Source organism: Streptomyces sp. NBC_00670 (assembly GCF_036226765.1).
GTDB lineage: Bacteria > Actinomycetota > Actinomycetes > Streptomycetales > Streptomycetaceae > Streptomyces.
Map to the genome: position 1 here is coordinate 1,231,186 of NZ_CP109017.1, position 19,605 is coordinate 1,250,790.

The 19,605-nt window shown below is 74.4% G+C and carries 19 protein-coding genes; 11 read left to right on the forward strand and 8 right to left on the reverse strand.

The annotated features are described in order from the left end of the window. Nucleotides 1-94: 94 nt before the first annotated feature. On the reverse strand, nt 95-790 hold the full coding sequence (locus tag OIE12_RS05390) for a GntR family transcriptional regulator (protein ID WP_329132274.1): 696 nt from the start codon (nt 788-790) through the stop codon (nt 95-97). A 151-nt stretch (nt 791-941) separates the two neighbouring features. Here OIE12_RS05390 and OIE12_RS05395 point away from each other — a divergent pair, with 151 nt between their 5' ends. The 5 genes from OIE12_RS05395 (at nt 942) to OIE12_RS05415 (ending at nt 5,461) form a co-directional block, all read left to right on the forward strand. After that, the gene (locus tag OIE12_RS05395) at nt 942-2,279 is read left to right on the forward strand and encodes an MFS transporter (protein ID WP_329132276.1); all 1,338 of its coding nucleotides are present in this window, start codon (nt 942-944) and stop codon (nt 2,277-2,279) included. Nucleotides 2,280-2,371: 92 nt separating this feature from the next. Further along, nucleotides 2,372-3,169: a putative hydro-lyase gene (locus OIE12_RS05400; RefSeq protein WP_329141737.1), complete on the forward strand. Its 798-nt coding sequence runs from the start codon at nt 2,372-2,374 to the stop codon at nt 3,167-3,169. 35 nt (nt 3,170-3,204) lie between these two features. Then, nucleotides 3,205-3,957, forward strand: a complete 753-nt coding sequence (locus OIE12_RS05405) for a LamB/YcsF family protein (protein ID WP_329132279.1) — start codon at nt 3,205-3,207, stop codon at nt 3,955-3,957. An 8-nt stretch (nt 3,958-3,965) separates the two neighbouring features. Next, nucleotides 3,966-4,595 (forward strand): 5-oxoprolinase subunit B family protein, encoded by a 630-nt coding sequence (locus tag OIE12_RS05410; RefSeq protein ID WP_329141738.1) that lies wholly within the window; start codon nt 3,966-3,968, stop codon nt 4,593-4,595. After that, complete coding sequence (locus OIE12_RS05415) at nt 4,592-5,461, forward strand: biotin-dependent carboxyltransferase family protein (RefSeq protein WP_329132281.1); 870 nt, start codon at nt 4,592-4,594, stop codon at nt 5,459-5,461. The genes OIE12_RS05410 and OIE12_RS05415 overlap by 4 nt, the downstream gene beginning before the upstream one ends. A 69-nt stretch (nt 5,462-5,530) precedes the next feature. On the opposite strand, the gene OIE12_RS05420 is transcribed toward OIE12_RS05415, so the two are convergent. Both OIE12_RS05420 and OIE12_RS05425 read right to left on the reverse strand, forming a co-directional pair. Continuing rightward, nucleotides 5,531-6,958, reverse strand: a complete 1,428-nt coding sequence (locus OIE12_RS05420) for a HEAT repeat domain-containing protein (RefSeq protein ID WP_329132283.1) — start codon at nt 6,956-6,958, stop codon at nt 5,531-5,533. A gap of 343 nt (nt 6,959-7,301) precedes the next feature. Further along, on the reverse strand, nt 7,302-7,694 hold the full coding sequence (locus tag OIE12_RS05425; protein WP_030380805.1) for an ankyrin repeat domain-containing protein: 393 nt from the start codon (nt 7,692-7,694) through the stop codon (nt 7,302-7,304). 317 nt (nt 7,695-8,011) lie between these two features. Between OIE12_RS05425 and OIE12_RS05430 the strand changes: the two genes are divergently transcribed. Continuing rightward, the gene (locus OIE12_RS05430; RefSeq protein WP_006141523.1) at nt 8,012-8,206 is read left to right on the forward strand and encodes a hypothetical protein; all 195 of its coding nucleotides are present in this window, start codon (nt 8,012-8,014) and stop codon (nt 8,204-8,206) included. Between the two features lie 35 nt (nt 8,207-8,241). Beyond that, entirely contained in the window at nt 8,242-9,867 is a 1,626-nt protein-coding gene (locus tag OIE12_RS05435) for an ATP-binding protein (protein ID WP_329132287.1), read from the forward strand. 52 nt (nt 9,868-9,919) lie between these two features. Here the strand turns inward: OIE12_RS05435 and OIE12_RS05440 are convergent, their stop codons facing one another. Further along, nucleotides 9,920-11,419, reverse strand: coding sequence for an SCO1417 family MocR-like transcription factor (locus OIE12_RS05440; RefSeq protein ID WP_329132289.1), 1,500 nt, complete (start codon nt 11,417-11,419; stop codon nt 9,920-9,922). A 183-nt stretch (nt 11,420-11,602) separates the two neighbouring features. Here OIE12_RS05440 and yczE point away from each other — a divergent pair, with 183 nt between their 5' ends. The 4 genes from yczE (at nt 11,603) to OIE12_RS05460 (ending at nt 15,085) form a co-directional block, all read left to right on the forward strand. Beyond that, a complete protein-coding gene (gene yczE / locus OIE12_RS05445) occupies nt 11,603-12,235 on the forward strand; it encodes a membrane protein YczE (protein WP_443053765.1) in 633 nt (210 codons plus the stop codon). Continuing rightward, the gene (locus OIE12_RS05450; protein WP_329132291.1) at nt 12,232-12,999 is read left to right on the forward strand and encodes a glycerophosphodiester phosphodiesterase; all 768 of its coding nucleotides are present in this window, start codon (nt 12,232-12,234) and stop codon (nt 12,997-12,999) included. The genes yczE and OIE12_RS05450 overlap by 4 nt, the downstream gene beginning before the upstream one ends. Nucleotides 13,000-13,082: 83 nt before the next feature. Next, nucleotides 13,083-14,432, forward strand: a complete 1,350-nt coding sequence (locus tag OIE12_RS05455) for an MFS transporter (RefSeq protein WP_329132294.1) — start codon at nt 13,083-13,085, stop codon at nt 14,430-14,432. 278 nt (nt 14,433-14,710) lie between these two features. Continuing rightward, nucleotides 14,711-15,085 carry an RNA polymerase-binding protein RbpA gene (locus OIE12_RS05460; RefSeq protein ID WP_003977404.1) on the forward strand — a complete coding sequence of 125 codons (375 nt, stop codon included), beginning with the start codon at nt 14,711-14,713 and terminating at the stop codon, nt 15,083-15,085. A 287-nt stretch (nt 15,086-15,372) separates the two neighbouring features. On the opposite strand, the gene fxsA is transcribed toward OIE12_RS05460, so the two are convergent. The 4 genes from fxsA to OIE12_RS05480 all read right to left on the reverse strand — a co-directional run bounded on the left by fxsA (nt 15,373) and on the right by OIE12_RS05480 (nt 19,504). After that, nucleotides 15,373-15,936 (reverse strand): FxsA family membrane protein, encoded by a 564-nt coding sequence (gene fxsA, locus OIE12_RS05465; RefSeq protein ID WP_329132296.1) that lies wholly within the window; start codon nt 15,934-15,936, stop codon nt 15,373-15,375. A 47-nt stretch (nt 15,937-15,983) separates the two neighbouring features. Next, nucleotides 15,984-16,787, reverse strand: a complete 804-nt coding sequence (locus tag OIE12_RS05470) for a polyprenol monophosphomannose synthase (RefSeq protein ID WP_329132298.1) — start codon at nt 16,785-16,787, stop codon at nt 15,984-15,986. Between the two features lie 570 nt (nt 16,788-17,357). Further along, complete coding sequence (locus OIE12_RS05475) at nt 17,358-18,980, reverse strand: amidohydrolase (protein WP_329132300.1); 1,623 nt, start codon at nt 18,978-18,980, stop codon at nt 17,358-17,360. Between the two features lie 83 nt (nt 18,981-19,063). Continuing rightward, nucleotides 19,064-19,504: an Lrp/AsnC family transcriptional regulator gene (locus tag OIE12_RS05480; RefSeq protein WP_030380814.1), complete on the reverse strand. Its 441-nt coding sequence runs from the start codon at nt 19,502-19,504 to the stop codon at nt 19,064-19,066. Between the last annotated feature and the right edge of the window lie 101 nt (nt 19,505-19,605).

The following is a 19,605-nucleotide window of genomic DNA, read 5'->3' on the forward strand; positions in this document are numbered from 1 at the left end:
GGGCTCTGCCCCCAGGCCCCCCGGGAGGGGAGATGCGGTCGTGACGGGGCTGTCGCTCAGTCGTGGTTGCTCGCGCCGTTCCCCGCGCCCCTTTTTAGCCGGCGTCCGCCACTCGGCGGGCGTAGACCTTCACCAGGCCCTCTCTGGAGTCGTCCAGGTAGGTCGCGAGGAGGTTTTCGGCGTGGTCCCGTTCGCCGGACCGGAGGGTGTGGAGGAGTTGGCGGTTGCGGGTGAGGTAGGGCTCGTGGAGGCGGCGCGGGTCGTCCACCACGTGGAAGGCCAGGCGTAGTTCGGCGAAGACGCTGCGCATCACCTCGTCCGTGCGGTCGCTGCCCGCGAGCGCGACGAGCGCGCGGTGGAAGTGGATGTTGGCGGTGGAGACGCCCTTCCAGTCGCCCTCTCGGGCCGCCCGGCCGCCCTCCTCGACCGCCGCGGCGAGCCCGTCGACGGCGTACGGCGGGTCGCCCAGGCCGCGCACGACGGCGCACTCGACGAGCCGGCGCACCCGGTAGATGTCCTCCACGTCCTCGACGGTCAGCACTCGTACGAACACGCCCCGGTTGAGCTCGTGGACGAGCAGCCGTTCGTGCGTGAGCAGCCGGAACGCCTCGCGCAGGGTGTTGCGGGAGACGCCCAGCGCCCCGCCGATGCCGTCCTCGGAGAGCCGGGTGCCGGGTGGGAAGTAGCCCTCGGCGATGCGGCTTCTGAGGATGTCCGCCACCCGCTCGGCGGTGCTGGTCCGGCCCAGGAGGGCGCGGTCGTCGGCCAGCGGCGTCAACTGGTCTGCCATGCGCGGAATTCAATCGCAGACAGAAGAACGAGACAACATGGGTATTGAAGGATCGTTCAACGATCCTCTACCTTCCTGAGTAGGGCACACAGGCAAGCACCGCACGGCTCACTCCCCACGCACCCTCCGTCCCCCTCACTGCGAGGTGCTCATGAGCACGACTCCTCCCTCCCGGATCTCCCGGAAGCCCTCCACCGACCCGCACCCCCGCGGCGACACCTCACCGGCCGACGACGGCCCCCTCGCGTTCTGGCGCGCGCTCGGTCCGCGCGGCCGGCGCGCCTTCGGGGGCGCGTTCGGCGGCTACGCGCTGGACTCCTACGACTACTTCACGCTGCCGCTGAGCATGGTGGCGCTGGCCGCCTACTTCGGCCTGGACAGCGGCCAGACGGGACTGATCACCACCGTCACCCTGGTGGTCTCCGCGGTCGGCGGCGCCGTCGCGGGTGTCGTCGCCGACCGGATCGGCCGCGTCAAGGCGCTGCTGATCACCGTGGTCACATACGCCGTCTTCACCGTGGCCTGCGGCTTCGCGCCCAGCTACGAGACGCTGCTGCTCTTCCGCGCGCTGCAGGGGCTCGGCTTCGGCGGCGAGTGGGCGGTCGGCGCGATCCTGGTCGCCGAGTACGCGAGCGCCCGGCACCGGGGCCGCACCCTGGGCGCGATCCAGAGTTCCTGGGCCGTGGGCTGGGGGCTGTCCGTCGTCGTCTACACGGTGGTGTTCTCCTTCGCGGGCGACGACCTCGCCTGGCGGGTGATGTTCTGGACCGGCGCGCTGCCCGCGCTGCTGGTGCTGTGGGTACGGCGCCGGGTGCACGACGCGCCCGAGGCCGCCGCCGTGCGCCGGGAGAACCGCGAGAGCACGGCGAAGGGCTCGTTCGCGGCGATCTTCCGGCCCGGGACGGCGCGGGAGCCCGGGCTGCTGCGCACCACGGTGTTCGCGGGTCTGCTCTCCACCGGCGTCCAGGGCGGCTACTACACGCTGGCCACCTGGGTGCCGACATATCTGAAGTCGGACCGCGGCCTGTCGGTGGTCGGCACCGGCTCCTATCTGACGTTCCTCATCTCGGGTGCCTTCGTCGGCTATCTGACCGGCGGTTACCTCACCGACCGGCTGGGCCGGCGGCGCAACATCTGGCTGTTCGCCGTGCTGTCGGCGATCTGCGTGCTGGCGTACACGCACATCCCCGACGGCGCCAACACGCTCCTCCTTGTGCTCGGTTTCCCGCTCGGGTTCTGCATGTCGGCGATCTTCAGCGGCTTCGGCTCGTACCTGAGCGAGCTGTACCCGACGGCGGTGCGGGGCACCGGCCAGGGCTTCACGTACAACACCGGACGCGCCGTCGGCGCCGTCTTCCCCACCCTGGTCGGCTACCTCGCCGACAGCTGGGGTGTGGGCGGCGCGCTGGTCTTCGGCGCCCTCGGTTACGGCCTCGCGGCGCTGGCGCTGCTGGGGCTCCCGGAGACGCGCGGAAAGGAACTCCAGTGAACCGCACCCAGGACCGGCCGCGGACGCGTGGGCAGGACCGTCCCCCGACGGCCGCCCAGGACCGCACCCCGCCCCGCCCCCAGGACCGCCCCGTGACGGCCGTCGACCCGCACGCGCACGCGTGGAGCCCGAAAACGGCGCGCGCCCGCTTCCGGGAGGGGCTGGCCGGCCCCACCGCGGGGGTCGCCTTCGGCCACACCCAGGCCAACCTGATCTCCGTCCCCGCCGACTGGGCCTACGACGTCCTGCTGTTCTGCCAGCGCAATCCCAAGCCGTGCCCGGTCCTCGACGTCACGGACGCCGGCTCCCCCACCACGGTGCTGGCCGAGGGCGCGGACCTGCGCACCGACCTCCCGCGCTACCGGGTGTGGCGCGACGGCGAACTGATGGACGAGCCCACGGACGTGCGGTCGTACTGGCGCGAGGACCTGGTGTCGTTCCTGATCGGCTGCAGCTTCACCTTCGAGTCGGCGCTGACGGGGGCGGGCGTCCCGCTGCGCCACATCGAGCAGGGCCGCAACGTCCCCATGTACGTGACGGGCCGCCAGTGCCGTCCGGCGGGGCGGCTGCACGGGCCGATGGTGGTCTCGATGCGCCCTGTCCAGCCGGAGCACCTGTCGGCGGCGATCCGGGAGACCAGTCTGCTGCCGGCGGTGCACGGCAGCCCGGTGCACTGCGGGGACCCGTCGGTGCTCGGCATCGAGGACCTGGGGCGGCCCGACTTCGGCGAGCCGGTGGACCCGCGGCCGCGCGACATCCCGGTGTTCTGGGCCTGCGGGGTGACCCCCCAGGCGGCCGTCATGGCCTCCCGGCCGCCGTTCGCGCTCACCCACGCACCGGGGCAGATGTTCGTCACCGACGCTCGCGACGAGCAGTACCGCGTAGCCTGAGAACAGGGCCCGCACGGGCCCGAGCGGGAGAGAACATGATCGACCTCAACGCCGACCTCGGCGAGGGTTTCGGCCGCTGGCGGCTCACCGACGACGAGGCGCTGCTGTCGGTCGTCACCAGCGCCAACGTGGCCTGCGGCTTCCACGCCGGGGACCCGGCCACCATGCGGCGGGTGTGCGCGCTGGCGGCCGGGCGCGGCGTCCGGATCGGCGCCCAGGTGTCCTACCGCGACCTGGCCGGCTTCGGGCGGCGCGCGATGGACGTGCCGGCCGGGGAACTGGCCGCCGAGGTCGCCTACCAGATCGGTGCCCTGGAGGTGTTCGCCCGGGCGGCGGGCGCGCGCGTGGCGTACGTGAAGCCGCACGGCGCGCTCTACAACCGGGTGGTGCGCGACCAGGAGCAGGCCGCGGCCGTGGTCGAGGGCGTGCTCCTCGCCGGCGCCGCGCTGCCGGTGCTCGGACTGCCCGGCTCGCGCTTCCTGGAGGCCGCGGCGAAGGCCGGACTGCCCACCGTCACCGAGGCGTTCGGGGACCGCGCGTACACCGACGAGGGCACGCTGGTGCCGCGCGGCCGGGACGGCGCGGTGGTCACCGAGCCGGACGCGGTGGTCGAGCGGTCGCTCGGGCTGGCCCGTGAGGGCGGGGTGACCGCGTTGTCGGGGCGCCGGATCGCGGTGCGGGCGCGGTCGTTGTGCCTGCACGGGGACACCCCGGGCGCGGTGGAGCTGGCCCGCCGGGTGCGGGCGCGGCTGGAGGGGGCGGGCGTGCGGGTGGAGGCGTTCGCATGACGGTTCCGGTGCGGGTGCTGCCCGTCGGTGACCGGGCCCTGCTGGTCGAACTGGACTCCGGGGAGGCGGCCCAGGCCCTGCACGCCGAGCTGCTGCGCCGCCGGGCCGCGGGCGCGCTGACGGTACGGGAGATCGTGCCGGCGGCCCGTACGGTCCTGCTCGACGGCCTCGACGAGCCGGCCCGGCTCGCCGCCGAACTCCCCGGCTGGGAGGTGCCGCCGGTCGCCACGCGCGCGCAGGAGGCGCTCGAGATCCCCGTGCGGTACGACGGGCCGGATCTGGCGGACGTCGCCGCGCTGTGGGGCGTGCCGGTGGCCGAGGTGGCGCGGATCCACTCCGGCGCCGACTTCCGGGTCGCCTTCTGCGGCTTCGCGCCCGGGTTCGGCTATCTGACGGGGCTGCCGGAGCGGTACGACGTGCCGCGCCGGGCCACTCCGCGCACGGCGGTTCCGGCGGGGTCGGTCGCCCTGGCCGGGCCGTACACGGGCGTCTACCCGCGTGCGTCGCCGGGCGGCTGGCAGCTCATCGGGACGACGGACGCGGTGCTGTGGGACCACGCGCGCGTGCCTGCCGCGTTGCTGACGCCGGGGGCGCGGGTGCGGTTCGTCCCGGTGGGCGGGCCGGTGGGGTCCTCATGAGCGACCGCGCGCTCGCCGTCGTACGCGCCGGGGCGCTGACCACCGTGCAGGACCTCGGGCGGCCCGGGCACGCCCACCTGGGGGTGCCGCGCTCGGGGGCGCTGGACGCGCCGGCGGCGGCGCTCGTCAACCGGCTCGTCGGCAATCCGCCGTCCGCGGCCGTCCTGGAGACGACGCTCGACGGGTGCGCCGTGCGGCCACGGTCGGCGATCACCGTGGCGGTGGGCGGTGCGCCCTGTCCGGTCGCCGTGGACGGGCGGCCGGCGCCCTGGGGCGCGCCGTTCCGGGTGCCGGGCGGTGCCCTGCTGGACGTCGGGGCGGTGCGTGCGGGGGTACGGAGCTACGTCGCCGTCGCGGGCGGGGTGGCCGTGGAGCCGGTGCTCGGCAGCCGCTCCACCGACCTGCTCTCCGGGCTGGGCCCGCCGCCGCTCGCCACCGGAACGGTGCTCCCCCTGGGGCGGCCCGTCGGTCCCCACGCGCGCGTGGACGTCGCTCCGCAGCCGGCGCCGCCGGCCGAACTGGTGCTGCGGGTCACGCTGGGGCCGCGTGACGACTGGTTCACCGCGCGCGCGGTGCACGCGTTCACCACGCGCGCGTACCGGGTGTCGTCGGCGAGCAACCGGATCGGGCTGCGCACGGAGGGGCCCGCGCTGGAGCGGGCGGTGGGCGGGGAACTGCCCAGCGAGGGCATGGTCCTCGGCGCGGTCCAGGTGCCGCCGGACGGCAGGCCGGTGGTGTTCCTGGCCGACCACCCGACCACCGGCGGCTACCCGGTGGTCGCGGTCGTCCACCCCACCGACCTGGCCGCCGCGGCGCAGACCGCGCCGGGTACGCCGGTGCGGTTCGTGGTGGCGGGGGGTCGCTGAGGGGGGGTGGGGGGTGCGTCGCGCAGTTCCCCGCGCCCCTTTCGGGGGGTGACTTCGCGGTCCTGCCGCTTACGGGGTCCCTGCGGCTTCGGATGGTGGGCCGATCCTGCTGCGGACGGCGGTCTGGACCTCGGCCTCCTCCGCCGGATCGGCGGCGAGGCGGCGGAGGCGTTCGACGACGCGGACGTCGCCGGTCTCGGCGTGCCGGGCGGCGAGTTCGCGGGTGGTCTCCTCGCAGTCCCAGAGGCACTCGACGGCGAACCCGGTCGCGAAGGAGGGGTCGGTGGCGGCCAGGGCGCGGGCGGCGCGGCCGCGCAGATGGGAGGAGGCGGTCTCGCGGTAGACGTGCCGCAGGACGGGGGCGGCGCAGCCGATGCCGAGCCGTCCGGCGCCGTCGACGAGGGTCCACAGGGTCGGCGCGTCGGGTCCCTCGCCGCGCACGGCCTCGCGGAGGGCGGCGAGCACCAGGTCCTCGTCCTGGGCCCCGCCGCGGCAGGCGAGCATCCGCCCGGCGGCGGCGCCGAGCACGTCGGGCCGGTGGGCCCAGCCGCGCGCCCGCCGGACGGCGGCGGGACTGCTCATGCGTTCGAAGGCGGCGACGGCGGCCTCCGCGACGAGCGTGCCGCCGTCGGCGACGGCGGCCTCGACCAGGTCGAGGATGCCGGGATCGCCGGTGTCGGCGAGATAGCGCAGGGCGGTGCAGCGGGCGCCGTCGCCGCCGGAGCGGGCCGCGTGCACGATCTCGGCGTGGTCCTCGGGCCCGGCCACGGCGCTCAGACAGCGCGCGGCGGGCACGTGGAGGGCGGCGCCGCGGTCGAGGCCCTGCTGGGCCCAGTCGAACACGGCCTGGACGCTCCAGCCGGGGCGGGGTCCAGAGGGCCGCAGTTGCCGCTGCCAGCGGTCGAAGCTGCCGGCCTCCTGGGCCGCGCGGACCCGGGTGGCGATCCCGGTGCGGGCGTCGTCGGCCCACAGCCGCCAGGGCCGGGGTTCGAAGGCGTCGCGCACGGCCGCGGCGAGGTCGGCCTCGCCCTCGGGGCCGGCCGGGAAGCGGGCGAGGACGGGGGCGGCGAGGGCGCGCAGCCCCTCGTCGTCGTCGCGCAGCGCGAGCTCGTCCAGGGCCCAGGCCCAGTTGGTGCCGGTGGCCGCGTAGCGGCGCAGCAGGGCGAGGGCGTCCCGCCGCCCGTAGGAGGCGAGGTGGCCGAGGACGGCGAGGGCGAGCCCGGTGCGGGACTCCTCGGCGTCCAGGACGTCCTCGGGGTCGAACAGGTGTGCCTCGACGGCGTCGAGCCCGCCGTTCAGGTCGAGGTACAGGCGGGCGTAGTAGAGGGAGCGGTTCTCCACCTGCCAGTCGTGGCGGGGGTCCCGCAGCACGCATGTGTTCAGGGCCGCGAGCGCCTCGGCGCGCGGGGCGGTGAGCGCGTGCAGTGTGCCGTCGCCGCGGCCCCGCTGGAGCAGGCCGAGCAGCGTACCGCTGGGCGCTATGACCGGATCGAACATGGGAAACAGCCTCACATCAAGCGTCGACGCAACCGGGGAACAACCGCGTTACCTGGCCGCGTGACAACACGTCGGAGCGCCCGCCGTCTCATGCTTGCTGTGAACCATCTTCCTCTGCCTCTCGTCGGTGGCCCATGCGGACCGGTCACGGCCCGCGCGGTGCGGCAACACCTGCCCAGCCGTCGCGTCCGTGAATCACGACGTCATGATGGCCCGCTGTTTTCGCTGCCGCGACCGTATTTCCGGCGGCCCCGTCCCGCCTCCCCCGTCGTTTTCCGTCCTGTCCGGTCCGGGACGGTGTGGCCCGGTGTGACCGGCGTCCCGAATGGCCAGGAGATTACCGTCAGTTGACGCCGAAGAGTGCGAGCAGTTCGGTCCGGCCGAACATCCGCGCGGTGTCGGCGGCGGACGGCGTGCCCGCCGTCGGGTCGGCGCCGGCGGCGAGCAGGACCTCGATCACCTCGCGCTCGTCCTTGAAGACCGCCCCCGCGAGGGGGGTCTGGCCGCGGTCGTTGACGCGGTCGGCCTCGGCGCCACGTTCCAGCAGGGCGCGCAGGGCGCCGGCGTGGCCGTGGTAGGCGGCGAGCATCACGAGGGAGTCGCCGCGGTCGTTGGTGAGGTCGGCCGGGACGCCCGCGTCGACGTAGGCGACGAGTTCCTCGGTCCGGCCCCGCCGGGCCAGGTCGAAGATCCTGGTCGCGAGCTCCACGACCTCCGGGTCGGGGGCTTCACTCATCGCCGGATCACCTTTCACTGCGTACGTGGGGGGACCCGTGGGGCGGCCGGAGTGCGGCCGTACGGGTGAATCGCCAGCGTACTGGCTCCGCGCGGCACATGACCGGCGCCCGCCGTGGCGAGGATCACCAGGAGCCCTCCGCCACGGGGTTGCGGGCCCCCGGCCGGGGACGGACCGGAGGGCGGGGTGAGCACACCGGGAGCAGGCCAGAGGTGAAACGCCGGGAGATCACCCAGTTGCACCTTTTGTCATATGGATACATTCTGTGATCCTGGACGAACTCATGGTGACCGTCCCCCTCAACCAGGAGAGCTCAAATGATTCTGTCCATCTCAGGCGTGGTCCTGTTCGGCATCATCGTCTTCCTGTTCTTCAGGAAGGACGGCCTCAAGGCGTCCCACGCAACGGTCTCGGCCCTGTTCGGCTTCTACCTGGCGAGCACCGCGATCGCCCCCAGCATCAAGGCGGGCGGCGAGAGCCTGGCGAGCCTCCTCGGCGGAATCAACTTCTGAACGCCCCTGACAGCCCCGTACCTCCAGGAGACGACGTGGCCCGCCGCCCCCTTCCCCGCATCCTCCAGCGAGGCACCGCCCTCGGCAGAGGCAGCGCACGGCTCGCCGGCCGAGGCGGCGCACAGCTCGCCCGCGGCCGGGAACTGGCCCGGACGGCGGCGGACGGCGCCACCGACGTCCTCCACCCGCTGATCACGGTCACCCGTGGACTGCGCCGGCTGGCCGCGGCCGGACGGCGCAGATGGGCGGAGACACCGAAGGACCGGCGCGGACCACTGGTGTTCCTCGTCGTCGCGGTGCTCCTGGTGGTGGGCCTCGCGCCGTACGGGCCGCTGCTCGCCGTCGTCGCCCTGATGGCGGCGGCGGCCTGGCAGGGCCGCGAGCAGGCCGTGCCGGTGCCCGAGGGCCCCGACGAGGCGCAGACCGAGCGGCTGCGCGCGCTGTACGACGCGCTCGTCCCCTACTTCACGGCCGCCGGTGACCCCACCCCGCTCTACGGGCACGGCGGCGACTGGACGGCGGCCCTGTCCGGATACGAGTTCGACGACGCGGGCCGGATCTCCCGGCTGACCGTCCGCTACCCGGCCTACTTCACCGACGGCGAGCCCGAGTCCCGCGCCCGGATCGAACAGGTGCTCCAGGCCAAGGCCGGCCGGGGCCGCGAGTACCACTTCACGTGGGACGAGGAGGGCAACGAGCTGACGCTCTCCGTCCTCGCCCCGCTCCCCACCGACATCGCCGCCCAGCGCTTCGTGACCGCGCCGGGCGAACTCGTGCTCGGCTTCACCGACCCCACCGGCGTCCAGCGCACCGTCCCCCTCGACTACGGCGAGGAGCAGCGCGACGAACCCCCCGTGGTGTGGCGCACCGGCCCGCGCTCCACCGAGCCGCATCTGCTGGCCGTCGGCGAGCCGGGCAGCGGCACGACGACCCTGCTGCGCTCGCTGGCCCTCCAGGCGCTCCAGCACGGCGACGTGCTGATCGTCGAGGGCGGCGGCACCGGCGAGTACGCGTGTCTGACCGGGCGCGACGGCGTCCTCGCGGTCGAGTGCGCGCTCGCGGGCGCGGTGGCGAGTCTGCAGTGGGCGACGCACGAGACGGAGCGGCGGCTGATCGCCGCGAACCGGGCCCGGCAGGCCGGGCAGCCGGCCCCGGACGACGTCCGGCGGCCGCTGTGGATCCTGCTCGACCGGCCGGCCGCCCTCGGCCATCTGGCCGCGGCCGGCGGGCACGAGGACCCGCTGGCGCTGCTCCAGGTGCCGCTGCGGCACGGCCGCGCGGCGAACGTGACCGTGGTGGTGGCCGAGCATGTCGACGGCCTCGACGCGCTCCCGGACGCGGTACGGCAGCACACCCGCGCGCGCGTGGTGCTCGGCCCGGCCGCCGCGGACCTGCTCACGGCGGTGCTGGGGGCGCCGCCGCACACGACCCCTACCAAGGACGTCCCGCCGGGGCGGGGGTACGCGCGGCTCGGCTCCGGACCGGTCCACCGGCTCCAGGTGCCGGCCACGCCGGACCCGTACGACGACGCCACCGGCGAGCGGCAGCGCGAGGCGGTGCTGGCCCTGCTGCCGGAGCGCACGGCACCGGCGGACGCGGGGCCGTTCACCAAGGACGCGGGGCCCTTGAACACAACGGAGCCGGTGGCCGCGGAGGGGTGAACGCCCCCCAGCGGTCCTCATGCCACCAACGTCCCCGGCGACCCGGCGTTCCTCACGCCACGAACGTCCGCGGCGGCTCCGTCGTCCCCGGTGCCCCCGTGCGCACCATGTCCGCCGCCGCGGCCAGTCGCGTCGCCGCCTCGTTGGCCACCGCGCCGCCCACCGTGAACGGCAGCCGGACATAGCCCTCGAAGGCGCCGTCCACCCCGAACCGGGGCCCCGAGGGGACGCGGACGCCCGCCCGCTCCCCCGCCTCGGCCAGCCGCGAGCCGGACAGCCCGCCGGTGCGGACCCACAGGGTGAGGCCGCCGTGCGGCACCGCGAACTCCCAGTCGGGCAGCTCCCGGCGCACCGCCTCGACCAGGGCGTCCCGGTTCTCCCGGGCCTGGCCGCGGCGCAGCGCGATGGCCTCCTCCCAGCCGCCGGTGCTGAGCAGCCAGTTGACGGCCAGCTGTTCGAGGACGGGGGTGCCCAGATCGGCGTAGGCGCGGGCCGCGACCAGGCTGCGGATGACGTCCGGCGCGGCCCGTACCCAGCCGATGCGCATACCGGCCCAGAACGCCTTGCTGGCGGAGCCGACCGTGATGACGGTCGATCCGGCGGGGTCGAAGGCGCACACCGGGCGCGGCAGCTCGGTGTCCTCGTCCAGGCGCAGCTCGCTCATCGTCTCGTCGACGACGACTACGGTGCCGGCCGAGCGCGCCAGCTCCACCAGGCGGCGCCGCTGATCCTCGTCGGCCAGCGCGCCGGTGGGGTTGTGGAAGTCGGCGACCACGTAGGCGAGGCGCGGCGCCGCCTCGCGCAGCACCTGCCGCCAGCGCTCCAGGTCCCAGCCGACCAGCCCCTCGGCCATCGCGACGGGAACCAGTCGCGCGCCCGCCTCGCGCATGAGCTGCAGGATGTTGGCGTAGGACGGCGACTCCACCGCGATCCGTTCGCCGCGCCCGGCGAAGAGGTGGCAGATGGCGTCGATCGCGCCCATCGCGCCGGTGGTCACCATGATCTGCTCGGGCATGGTCGGGATGCCGCGCGCGGTGTAGCGCTCGGCGAGCATGGCACGCAGCGCGGGCAGCCCCGCCGGGTAGTCGCCGTGCGTGTGGGCGTACGGCGGCAACTCCCCCAGGGCGCCCTGGACGGCGCGGGTGAGCCAGGGCTCGGGGGCGGGCAGGGCGGCGGTACCGAGGTCGATCAGCGAGCCGAGCGCCTCGGGGGGCAGCGGTTCCAGGCCGCGCGCGGGCAGGGGGTTCCCGGCGGGTACGGCGGTCCAGCTGCCCGCTCCCCTGCGGGACTCCAGGAACCCCTCGCCGCGCAGTGCCTCGTAGGCGGCGGCGACCGTGGTACGGCTGACGGAGAGGGCGAGCGCCAGTTCGCGCTCGGCGGGCAGCCGGGCGGCGACCGGGACCCGGCCCTCCAGGACGAGCAGCCGGATGCCGTCGGCCAGGGCGCGGTAGGCGGGCGGGCGGCGGGTGCCGGGGCCGGCGGGGCGGTCCTGCTGGGAGCCGAGCAGCCGGGCGAGCTGTGCCGCCCCGACCGCGGAGGTCCACTTCACCATGACGATCGGTCCACCTTCCTGGAATTGGCCCTGGATGGTTCAATTCCCCGAGCCACAGAGTGGCATGCGCCGGTCCACTCCAACCACTCGGGGGCTCCCTTGCCGACCACGCCGTCCGTCCCTCCCTCCGGTCCCGCTCCCTCCGGTCCCGCCCCCTCCGCGCCGCCGGAGCGCCGACGCCTGGTGCGGCGGCTGTCCCAGCTCTACGTCGGCCTGGCGCTGTACGGCGTGAGCTCCGCGCTGCTGGTGGCGGCGGGCCTGGGTCTCGAACCGTGGGGCGTGCTGCACCAGGGGCTGGCCGAACGCACCGGGTTCACCATCGGCGAGGTGACGATCGCCGTGGGCGCCGTGGTGCTGCTGCTGTGGATCCCGCTGCGGCAGCGTCCGGGACTCGGCACCGTCTCGAACGTCTTCGCGATCGGCCTGGCCATGGACGGCACGCTCGCCGTACTGCCCACGGTGCACGCCCTGTGGCTGCGGATCGCGCTGATGGCCGGGGGCGTGGTCCTCAACGGACTGGCCACCGGCCTGTACATCGCCGCCCGGTTCGGCCCGGGCCCGCGCGACGGGCTGATGACGGGGCTGCACACGCGCACGGGCCGGTCGATCCGGCTGCTGCGGACCTGCATCGAGGTCGCGGTCGTGGTGACCGGCTTCGTCCTGGGCGGCACGGTCGGCGTGGGCACCGTGCTGTACGCGCTGTCCATCGGCCCGCTCGCACAGCTGTTCCTGCGGGTGTGCGCCGTCCCGTCGACGCCCTCGGGCAGCCCCGTGGTTGCCGGGTCGAAACCGGGGCGGGCCATACTGCGGCGGTGACCACCGCGATACGCCACCCCTACCTCGACCACCGCGGCCCGCTCGCCTTCGCCCACCGGGGCGGGGCGGCCGACGGCCTGGAGAACACCGCCGTCCAGTTCCGGCGGGCGGTGGCTGCCGGATACCGCTATCTGGAGACGGACGTCCACGTCACGGCCGACGGCAGGCTCGTGGCGTTCCACGACGCGACCCTGGACCGGCTCACGGACGGCACGGGCCGGATCGCCGACCTCCCGTGGTCCGACGTGCGCCACGCGCGCGTGGCGGGCGGCGAGCCCGTACCCCTGTTCGAGGACCTGCTGACGGAGTTCCCCGAGGTCCGCTGGAACGTCGACTGCAAGGCGGAGTCCGCCCTGTTCCCGCTGCTCGGCCTCATCGGGCGGACCGGCGCCTGGGACCGGATGTGCGTCGGCTCGTTCTCGGAGGCACGGGTGGCCAGGGCCCAGCGGCTGGCCGGACCCCGGCTGGCGACCTCGTACGGCACCCGGGGCGTGCTCGGTCTGCGGCTGCGCTCCTGGGGGCTGCCCGCGGCGGTGCGCGGCTCGGCGGTCGCGGCCCAGGTGCCCGAGCGGCAGTCGGGGGTGCCCGTGGTGGACGCCCGCTTCGTACGGACCGCGCACGCGCTGGGGCTGCAGGTGCACGTGTGGACGGTGAACGAGGCGGACCGCATGCACCGGCTCCTGGACCTCGGGGTGGATGGCATCATGACCGATCACATCGACACGCTGCGCACGGTCCTGGAGGAACGGGGCACCTGGGTCTGAGGCCCGGCGCGGCGGCGGACAGCAGACGTTCACGGGGGCCGTCCGGCGCCCCGGGGAACGCGCACGGGGAAGCGAGGGCACGGGTGGACATCGGCACCGTGCGCGTGGCGGCGGCCGGCCCGGCCGCCGGGCGGCGCCGCGAGCAGCGCGGCTGGTACTTCTACGACTGGGCGTGCTCGGTCTACTCGACGAGCGTGCTGACCGTCTTCATCGGCCCCTACCTGACGTCGGTCGCCAAGTCGGCGGCGGACTCCGACGGCTATGTGCACCCCCTCGGCATCCCGGTGCGCGCCGGCTCCTACTTCCCCTACTGCGTCTCCCTGTCGGTGGTCATCGCCATCGTGGTGATGCCGCTGGCGGGCGCGCGGGCGGACCGTTCCGGGCGCAAGAAGCCGCTGCTGGCGCTCGCCGCCTACACGGGGGCGACGGCGACGACGGGCATGTTCTTCCTGGGCGGTGACCGCTATCTGCTGGGCGGGGCGCTGCTGGTCGTCGCCAACGCCTCGATCGCGGTCTCGATGGTGCTCTACAACGCCTTCCTGCCGCAGATCGCGGGGCCCGAGGAGCGCGACCGGGTCTCCTCGCGCGGCTGGGCCTTCGGATACGCGGCCGGTGCCCTGGTGCTGATCGTCAACCTGGTGCTGTTCACCGGGCACGACTCCTTCGGCCTGAGCGAGTCGGCGGCGGTCCGTGTCTGTCTGGCCTCGGCCGGTCTGTGGTGGGGCGCGTTCACCCTCGTCCCGCTGCGGCGGCTGCGCGACCGGCCCGCCGCGGCCCCGGTGGCGGCGGCGCCGCACGGCTGGCGGCAGCTGGCGGCGACGCTGCGGGACATGCGGGGCAAGCCGCTCACGCTCGCCTTCCTGCTGGCGTACCTCATCTACAACGACGGCATCCAGACCGTCATCTCCCAGGCCTCGGTGTACGGCTCCGAGGAGCTGGGCCTGGGGCAGTCCACCCTCATCGGGGCGGTGCTGCTCGTGCAGGTGCTGGCGGTGGGCGGCGCGCTGGGGATGGGCCGGCTGGCACGGGCCTACGGGGCCAAGCGGACGATCCTGGGCTCGCTGGTGGCGTGGACGCTCACCCTGGGCGCGGGGTACTTCCTGCCCGCCGGGGCGCCGGTGTGGTTCTTCGTCCTGGCGGCCGGGATCGGGCTGGTGCTCGGCGGCAGCCAGGCACTGTCCCGGTCGCTGTTCTCGCATCTGGTGCCGCCCGGCAAGGAGGCCGAGTACTTCTCGGCGTACGAGATGAGCGACCGCGGCATGAGCTGGCTGGGACCGCTGCTGTTCGGCCTCACCTACCAGCTCACGGGCAGCTATCGCGACGCGATCATTTCGCTGGTGGTCTTCTTCGTCGCCGGTTTCGCCCTGCTTGCCCGGGTTCCGGTGCGGCGGGCGGTGCGGGACGCGGGCAACCCGGTTCCCGACCGGATTTAGCACTCCGGACCAAAGGGCGGTAGTGTACGCGTTTGGCCTGCCAGGCGTACCGTTACTGCGCGTCAGAGAAGACGCGACGCTGGGTGACATCTGCTAGCAGATGTGACAAACCGGGCGCCGTTGGGTACTGCATGGGGAGACAAGGCTGCGGCTACGACGGCGACGCATGACCCGAAACGGGACACGGGACGGGAATCTTTACCGCCGACCGGACGTTGACCGGATGACGACGACAGCGACACCTGTCCTGTGGGCGACAAGCCCGGGAGGCACGATTCATGAGTGAGCGAGCTCTTCGCGGCACGCGCCTCGTGGTGACCAGCTACGAGACGGACCGCGGCATCGACCTGGCCCCGCGCCAGGCCGTGGAGTACGCATGCGAGAAGGGGCATCGTTTCGAGATGCCCTTCTCGGTCGAGGCGGAGATCCCGCCGGAGTGGGAGTGCAAGGTCTGCGGGGCCCAGGCACTCCTGGTGGACGGCGACGGTCCTGAGGAGAAGAAGGCCAAGCCCGCCCGTACGCACTGGGACATGCTGATGGAACGGCGCACCCGCGAGGAGCTCGAAGAGGTCCTCGAGGAGCGGCTGGCCGTCCTGCGCTCCGGTGCGATGAACATCGCGGTACACCCCCGCGACAGCCGCAAGTCCGCGTGATCCCTCCGGGGGTTGGGCGGTAGTACAGCGGACGTCGCGCGAGAGCGAGGGCGCCGTACGTTTTCGACGTACGGCGCCCTCGCTTTTGCGCATCCGCCGCGCTGGTGCGACCGGGTCGGCGACTGCGGGGGCGTCGTGGCCGGTCGCGCAGTTCCCCGCGCCCTTAAGAGCCAGGGGGTGCCCCCTGCTTTTAAGGGGCGCGGGGAACTGCGCAATCTTTTCGGGGGTCCGGGGGCGGAGCCCCCCGGGGACGGGAAGGGTAGGGGCGGCGGGGGCGAGGAAACTCGTCAGCCGGTCAACGGCGGGCGGTCGTCGCCCGCGTCGTAGGGTCCCCCGGGCCGGTCGTCCCGGATGACCTCGCCCTGGACCACCTTGCCGTCGGCCCCCCGCATCCGCGCCTGCGCGAACGCGTCACCGAGCGGCCCGGGCACCGACGCCCGCAGCTTGCGGTCGATCGTGCGCTCCGTATACGCACTCACCGCCTTCTGCACCGGCGGCACGAGCAGCAGCAACCCCACCACGTCGGACACCAGCCCCGGCAGCATGAGCAGCAACCCGCCCAGCATCGTCAGCCCGTTCGCCCCACCGCTCTGCGGAGGCGTCCCCCGCTGGAGGGACTCACTGAGGTTCCTGAAGGCCCGGCGCCCGGCCCGTTTGACCACCGCCGCACCGCCCACGAACCCGGCGACCAGCAGCAGGAGGACCGCGAGCCCCCCGGCCGCGTCCGCGACCAGCAGGAGCAGCCAGATCTCCAGCACCAGCCACGCGGCCACGCCGAGCGGCAGGAAGGTGCGCATGCGGGAGCGGCGGGGCCGGGCCGGGTACGTGGGACTCGAAGCACCAGACGTCATGGTTCCAGTGTGCCTGGGCCCTGCTCAGAACGGCGTAAGGGGAATGATCAGCCGGACGACTTCGGCGCCGTACGCCCCGTCAGGCGCCCGACCCGCTCCCCCACGCCCCAGGAGGTGACCCGCCACAGGGCCTCGACCAGGATGTCGCGGCTCATCTTGGAGTCGCCGAGTTCACGCTCGACGAAGGTGATGGGCACCTCGACCACGTGGTAGCCGGCCTTGACCGCGCGGCGGGCGAGGTCGACCTGGAAGCAGTAGCCCTGGGAGGCCACCTCGTCGAGGCCGAGGCCCTCCAGGGTCTCGCGGCGGAACGCGCGGTAGCCGCCGGTGATGTCGCGCAGCGGCAGGTCGAGGGCGAGCCGGGAGTAGAGGCTGCCGCCGCGGGAGATGATCTCGCGCGAGCGGGGCCAGTTGACCACGCGGCCGCCGGGCACCCAGCGCGAGCCGAGCACCAGGTCGGCGTTCTTGAGCGCGGTGAGCAGCCGGGGCAGTTCCTCGGGCTGGTGCGAGCCGTCGGCGTCCATCTCGATCAGTACGCCGTAATCGTGCTCCATGCCCCAGCGGAAGCCCGCGAGGTAGGCGGCGCCGAGCCCCTCCTTGCCCTTGCGGTGCAGCACCTGGACGTGGTCGTCCTCGGCGGCCAGTTCGTCGGCCAGCTTGCCCGTGCCGTCGGGGCTGTTGTCGTCGGCCACGAGGACGTGCGCCTCGGGAACGGCCTCGCGCACCCGGCCGACGATGGTCCTGATGTTCTCCGCCTCGTTGTAGGTGGGGATGATCACCAAGGCCGTGCCGAGCGGGCCGAACCGTCTTCCCTGGGCTCCCGCCTCGAGGGTCCCGTCGCCGTCGTTCACTGCAGCCCCTTCATGTCCGTACGCAGGGCACCACCATAGTGGCCACTGCCTGGTAGGACGCGACAGCACGGGCCCACGGGGGTGTCGGCCGGACAGAAAGTGGGTAGGAGCGCGCGCCCATGACTGCCGTCTACCCGCCGCAGAGCCCTGTTACGGCTGTCGCGGGCGACGGGATGGGGGCCCGGCGGCCCTTCGGGCCGACCTGGGAACCGCTGGCTGCGGATCGACCGAAAGCCGTTGTCTACTGAGCGGCCGGGCCCCACCCGGGTCACACCTGCCGGCCGGGCACGAAACATTCCCTCGCCGTGGCGCGGACGCTGGGCCTGGCTCCCAGTGGCGGCGCGCCGACGGCGCACCATCCCTGACCCAGCGGGCTCCGGCGACCTCTCGGACGTTCTCCGGCCGGACGTGGCGGTGGTGGACCCGGCAGAACCTACCGGCCCCCGACGGCTCGCTGTCAACACCCCTCCCAACTGCGGCTTTCCCGCAGCGCCGCAGGTCAGCGGGGAGGAAACGCAGGTCGCGCCACGGCCCGGCGGGGGCCGGGCGGCACCCGGCCGCCCCGGTAGATCACTCGCCCGGCCGTACGAACACCGTCCGTCCGCCCACCACGGTCCGCAGACAGAGCGGCAGGTCCCGGCCGGGGGCGAGGTCGGGCAGGCCGGGGGTGCCCGAGCGCGGGTCGGTGGACCAGCGGGCGACCCGGTCGTCGGGGGCCTGGACGACCAGTTCGTCGGTGCGCCAGACGGCGTAGTCCGCGGGTGCCCCGGGCACCAGGACGCCGGCGTCGTCGCGGCCGACGGCCCGCCAGCCGCCGCGGGTGTGCGCGGTGAACGCGGCGCGGACCGAGACGCGGTGCTCCGGGGTGCGGTGGAAGGCGGCCGCGCGGACCGTGCCCCAGGGGTCGAGCGGGGTGACGGGGCTGTCGGAGCCGAGCGCGAGCGGCACCCCGGCGCGCAGCAGGGCCGCGAAGGGGTTGAGGGTGCGGGCCCGTTCGACGCCCAGCCGGCGTGCGTACATCCCGTCCTCGCCACCCCACAGGGCGTCGAACGCGGGCTGTACGGAGGCGGTGAGGCCGAGTTCGGCGAAGGCGGCGACGGTCTCGGGGGTGAGCATCTCGGCGTGTTCGACGCGGTGCCGGGCGGCCCGCACGCGGGCGAGGCCGACCTTCTCGGCGGCGGCACGGACGCCCTCGACCACCGTGGCGACGGCGGCGTCGCCGATGGCGTGGAACCCCGCCTGGATCCCCGCCTCGGTGCAGGCGACGACGTGCGCGGTGACGTCGGCGGCGTCCAGGCGGGCGGTGCCGGTGTGGGCGGCGTCGGCGTACGGCTCGTGCAGGCAGGCGGTGCCCGAGCCGAGGGCGCCGTCGACGAAGAGGTCGCCCGCGGCGCCGGTCGCGCCCAGTTCGCGCGCCCGGGCCACGCCGGCGTCGCCCTGCTCGGCCCAGTAGCCGACCACGCGGGGGCCGGGCTCCTCGGCGGCGAGCCGGAGCAGTCCGGCGAAGTCGTCCTCGGAGGAGATGTCGGGGCCGCCGCACTCGTGGACCGAGCCGATGCCGAGCGAGGAGGCGTGCGCGAGCGCGGCGCGCTGGGCCTCGGCGCGCTGGGCGGGGGTGAGCGCGCCCAGGGCGACGGCGCGGACGGCGTGGTGGGCGTCGCCGGTCAGCGGGCCGTCGGCGTAGCCGGTCGCACCGGTGACGCCCGGGGTCAGGTCGAGCAGGGCGGTGGTGACGACCGCGGAGTGGACGTCGATGCGGGAGAGGTAGAGCGGACGGCCGCCGGTGGCCTCGTCGAGCTCGGCGCGGGCCGGGGGCCGGCCGTCGGGCCAGCGGGCCGCGTCCCAGCCGTGGCCGAGCAGGACGCGGTCGGCGGGGCGGGCGGCGGCGAAGTCGCGGACCAGGGCGAGGGCCGCCTCGCGCGTCGGCGCGGCGGACAGGTCGAGTCCGGTGAGCGCGAGGCCGGTGGCGGTGGTGTGCACGTGTGCGTCGGCGAACGCGGGGGTGACGAGGGCGCCGTCGAGGTCGAGCACCTCGTCGACGCCGTCCGTGAAGGCGTCGGCGGCGCCCTCGGAACCGACCCAGGCGACCCGGCCGCGTTCGACGACCATCGCGGTCGCGAACGGGTCGGCGGGGCTGTGGACCTCGCCGCGGCGGAGGAGGACGGTCTGCGGGTCGGGGGTGCGCTCACTCATGCGTAACAGTGTCGCGCGGCCGCCGGACGCGGCCGACCGCGGGTGGCCCGTCGCGGGCGTCGAACGGCGTGGGCGGTGCCGGGTCAGATGCGGGGCGGGCGGGCCTCGTACGGCGTCGACAGGACGACCGTGGTGCGGGTGGAGACGCCGGCCAGGGTGCGCACGCGGGCCAGCAGTTCCTCCAGCTCGTGCGGGGTCGCCACCCGGACCTTGAGGATGTAGTTCTCGTCCCCCGCCACGCTGTGGCACGCCTCGATCTCGGGGACGCCGGCCAGCCGGTCCGCGATGTCGTCGGGGGCGCTGGGGTCGAACGGTTTCACGGAGATGAAGGCGGTCATCGGCAGTCCCACCGCCTCCGCCTCGACGACGGCGGCGTAGCCGCGGATGACACCGCGCTGCTCCAGCCGGCGCACGCGCTGGTGCACGGCCGACGTGGACAGGCCCGTGGCCTTGCCCAGGTCGGTGTAGCTCATCCGCCCGTCCTTGACGAGCAGCTGCACGATCTGTCGGTCCAGCTCCTCCATGGCGCAAGAACCTACAGTGCCGCCGATCACCCGGGACAGCTCGGCGACGCAGGTCATACCCGGTTCGTGACCTGACGTGGTCCGGTACGCGCGGACGGGCG

Excerpts from the sequence above, each read along its gene's own strand:
- OIE12_RS05390 (WP_329132274.1), bottom strand. The coding sequence starts at position 790 with ATGGCAGACCAGTTGACGCCGCTGGCCGACGACCGCGCCCTCCTGGGC.
- OIE12_RS05395 (WP_329132276.1), top strand. The coding sequence starts at position 942 with ATGAGCACGACTCCTCCCTCCCGGATCTCCCGGAAGCCCTCCACCGAC.
- OIE12_RS05405 (WP_329132279.1), top strand. The coding sequence starts at position 3,205 with ATGATCGACCTCAACGCCGACCTCGGCGAGGGTTTCGGCCGCTGGCGG.
- OIE12_RS05415 (WP_329132281.1), top strand. The coding sequence starts at position 4,592 with ATGAGCGACCGCGCGCTCGCCGTCGTACGCGCCGGGGCGCTGACCACC.
- OIE12_RS05420 (WP_329132283.1), bottom strand. The coding sequence starts at position 6,958 with ATGTTCGATCCGGTCATAGCGCCCAGCGGTACGCTGCTCGGCCTGCTC.
- OIE12_RS05425 (WP_030380805.1), bottom strand. The coding sequence starts at position 7,694 with ATGAGTGAAGCCCCCGACCCGGAGGTCGTGGAGCTCGCGACCAGGATC.
- OIE12_RS05430 (WP_006141523.1), top strand. The coding sequence starts at position 8,012 with ATGATTCTGTCCATCTCAGGCGTGGTCCTGTTCGGCATCATCGTCTTC.
- OIE12_RS05440 (WP_329132289.1), bottom strand. The coding sequence starts at position 11,419 with ATGGTGAAGTGGACCTCCGCGGTCGGGGCGGCACAGCTCGCCCGGCTG.
- OIE12_RS05460 (WP_003977404.1), top strand. The coding sequence starts at position 14,711 with ATGAGTGAGCGAGCTCTTCGCGGCACGCGCCTCGTGGTGACCAGCTAC.
- fxsA (WP_329132296.1), bottom strand. The coding sequence starts at position 15,936 with ATGACGTCTGGTGCTTCGAGTCCCACGTACCCGGCCCGGCCCCGCCGC.
- OIE12_RS05475 (WP_329132300.1), bottom strand. The coding sequence starts at position 18,980 with ATGAGTGAGCGCACCCCCGACCCGCAGACCGTCCTCCTCCGCCGCGGC.
- OIE12_RS05480 (WP_030380814.1), bottom strand. The coding sequence starts at position 19,504 with ATGGAGGAGCTGGACCGACAGATCGTGCAGCTGCTCGTCAAGGACGGG.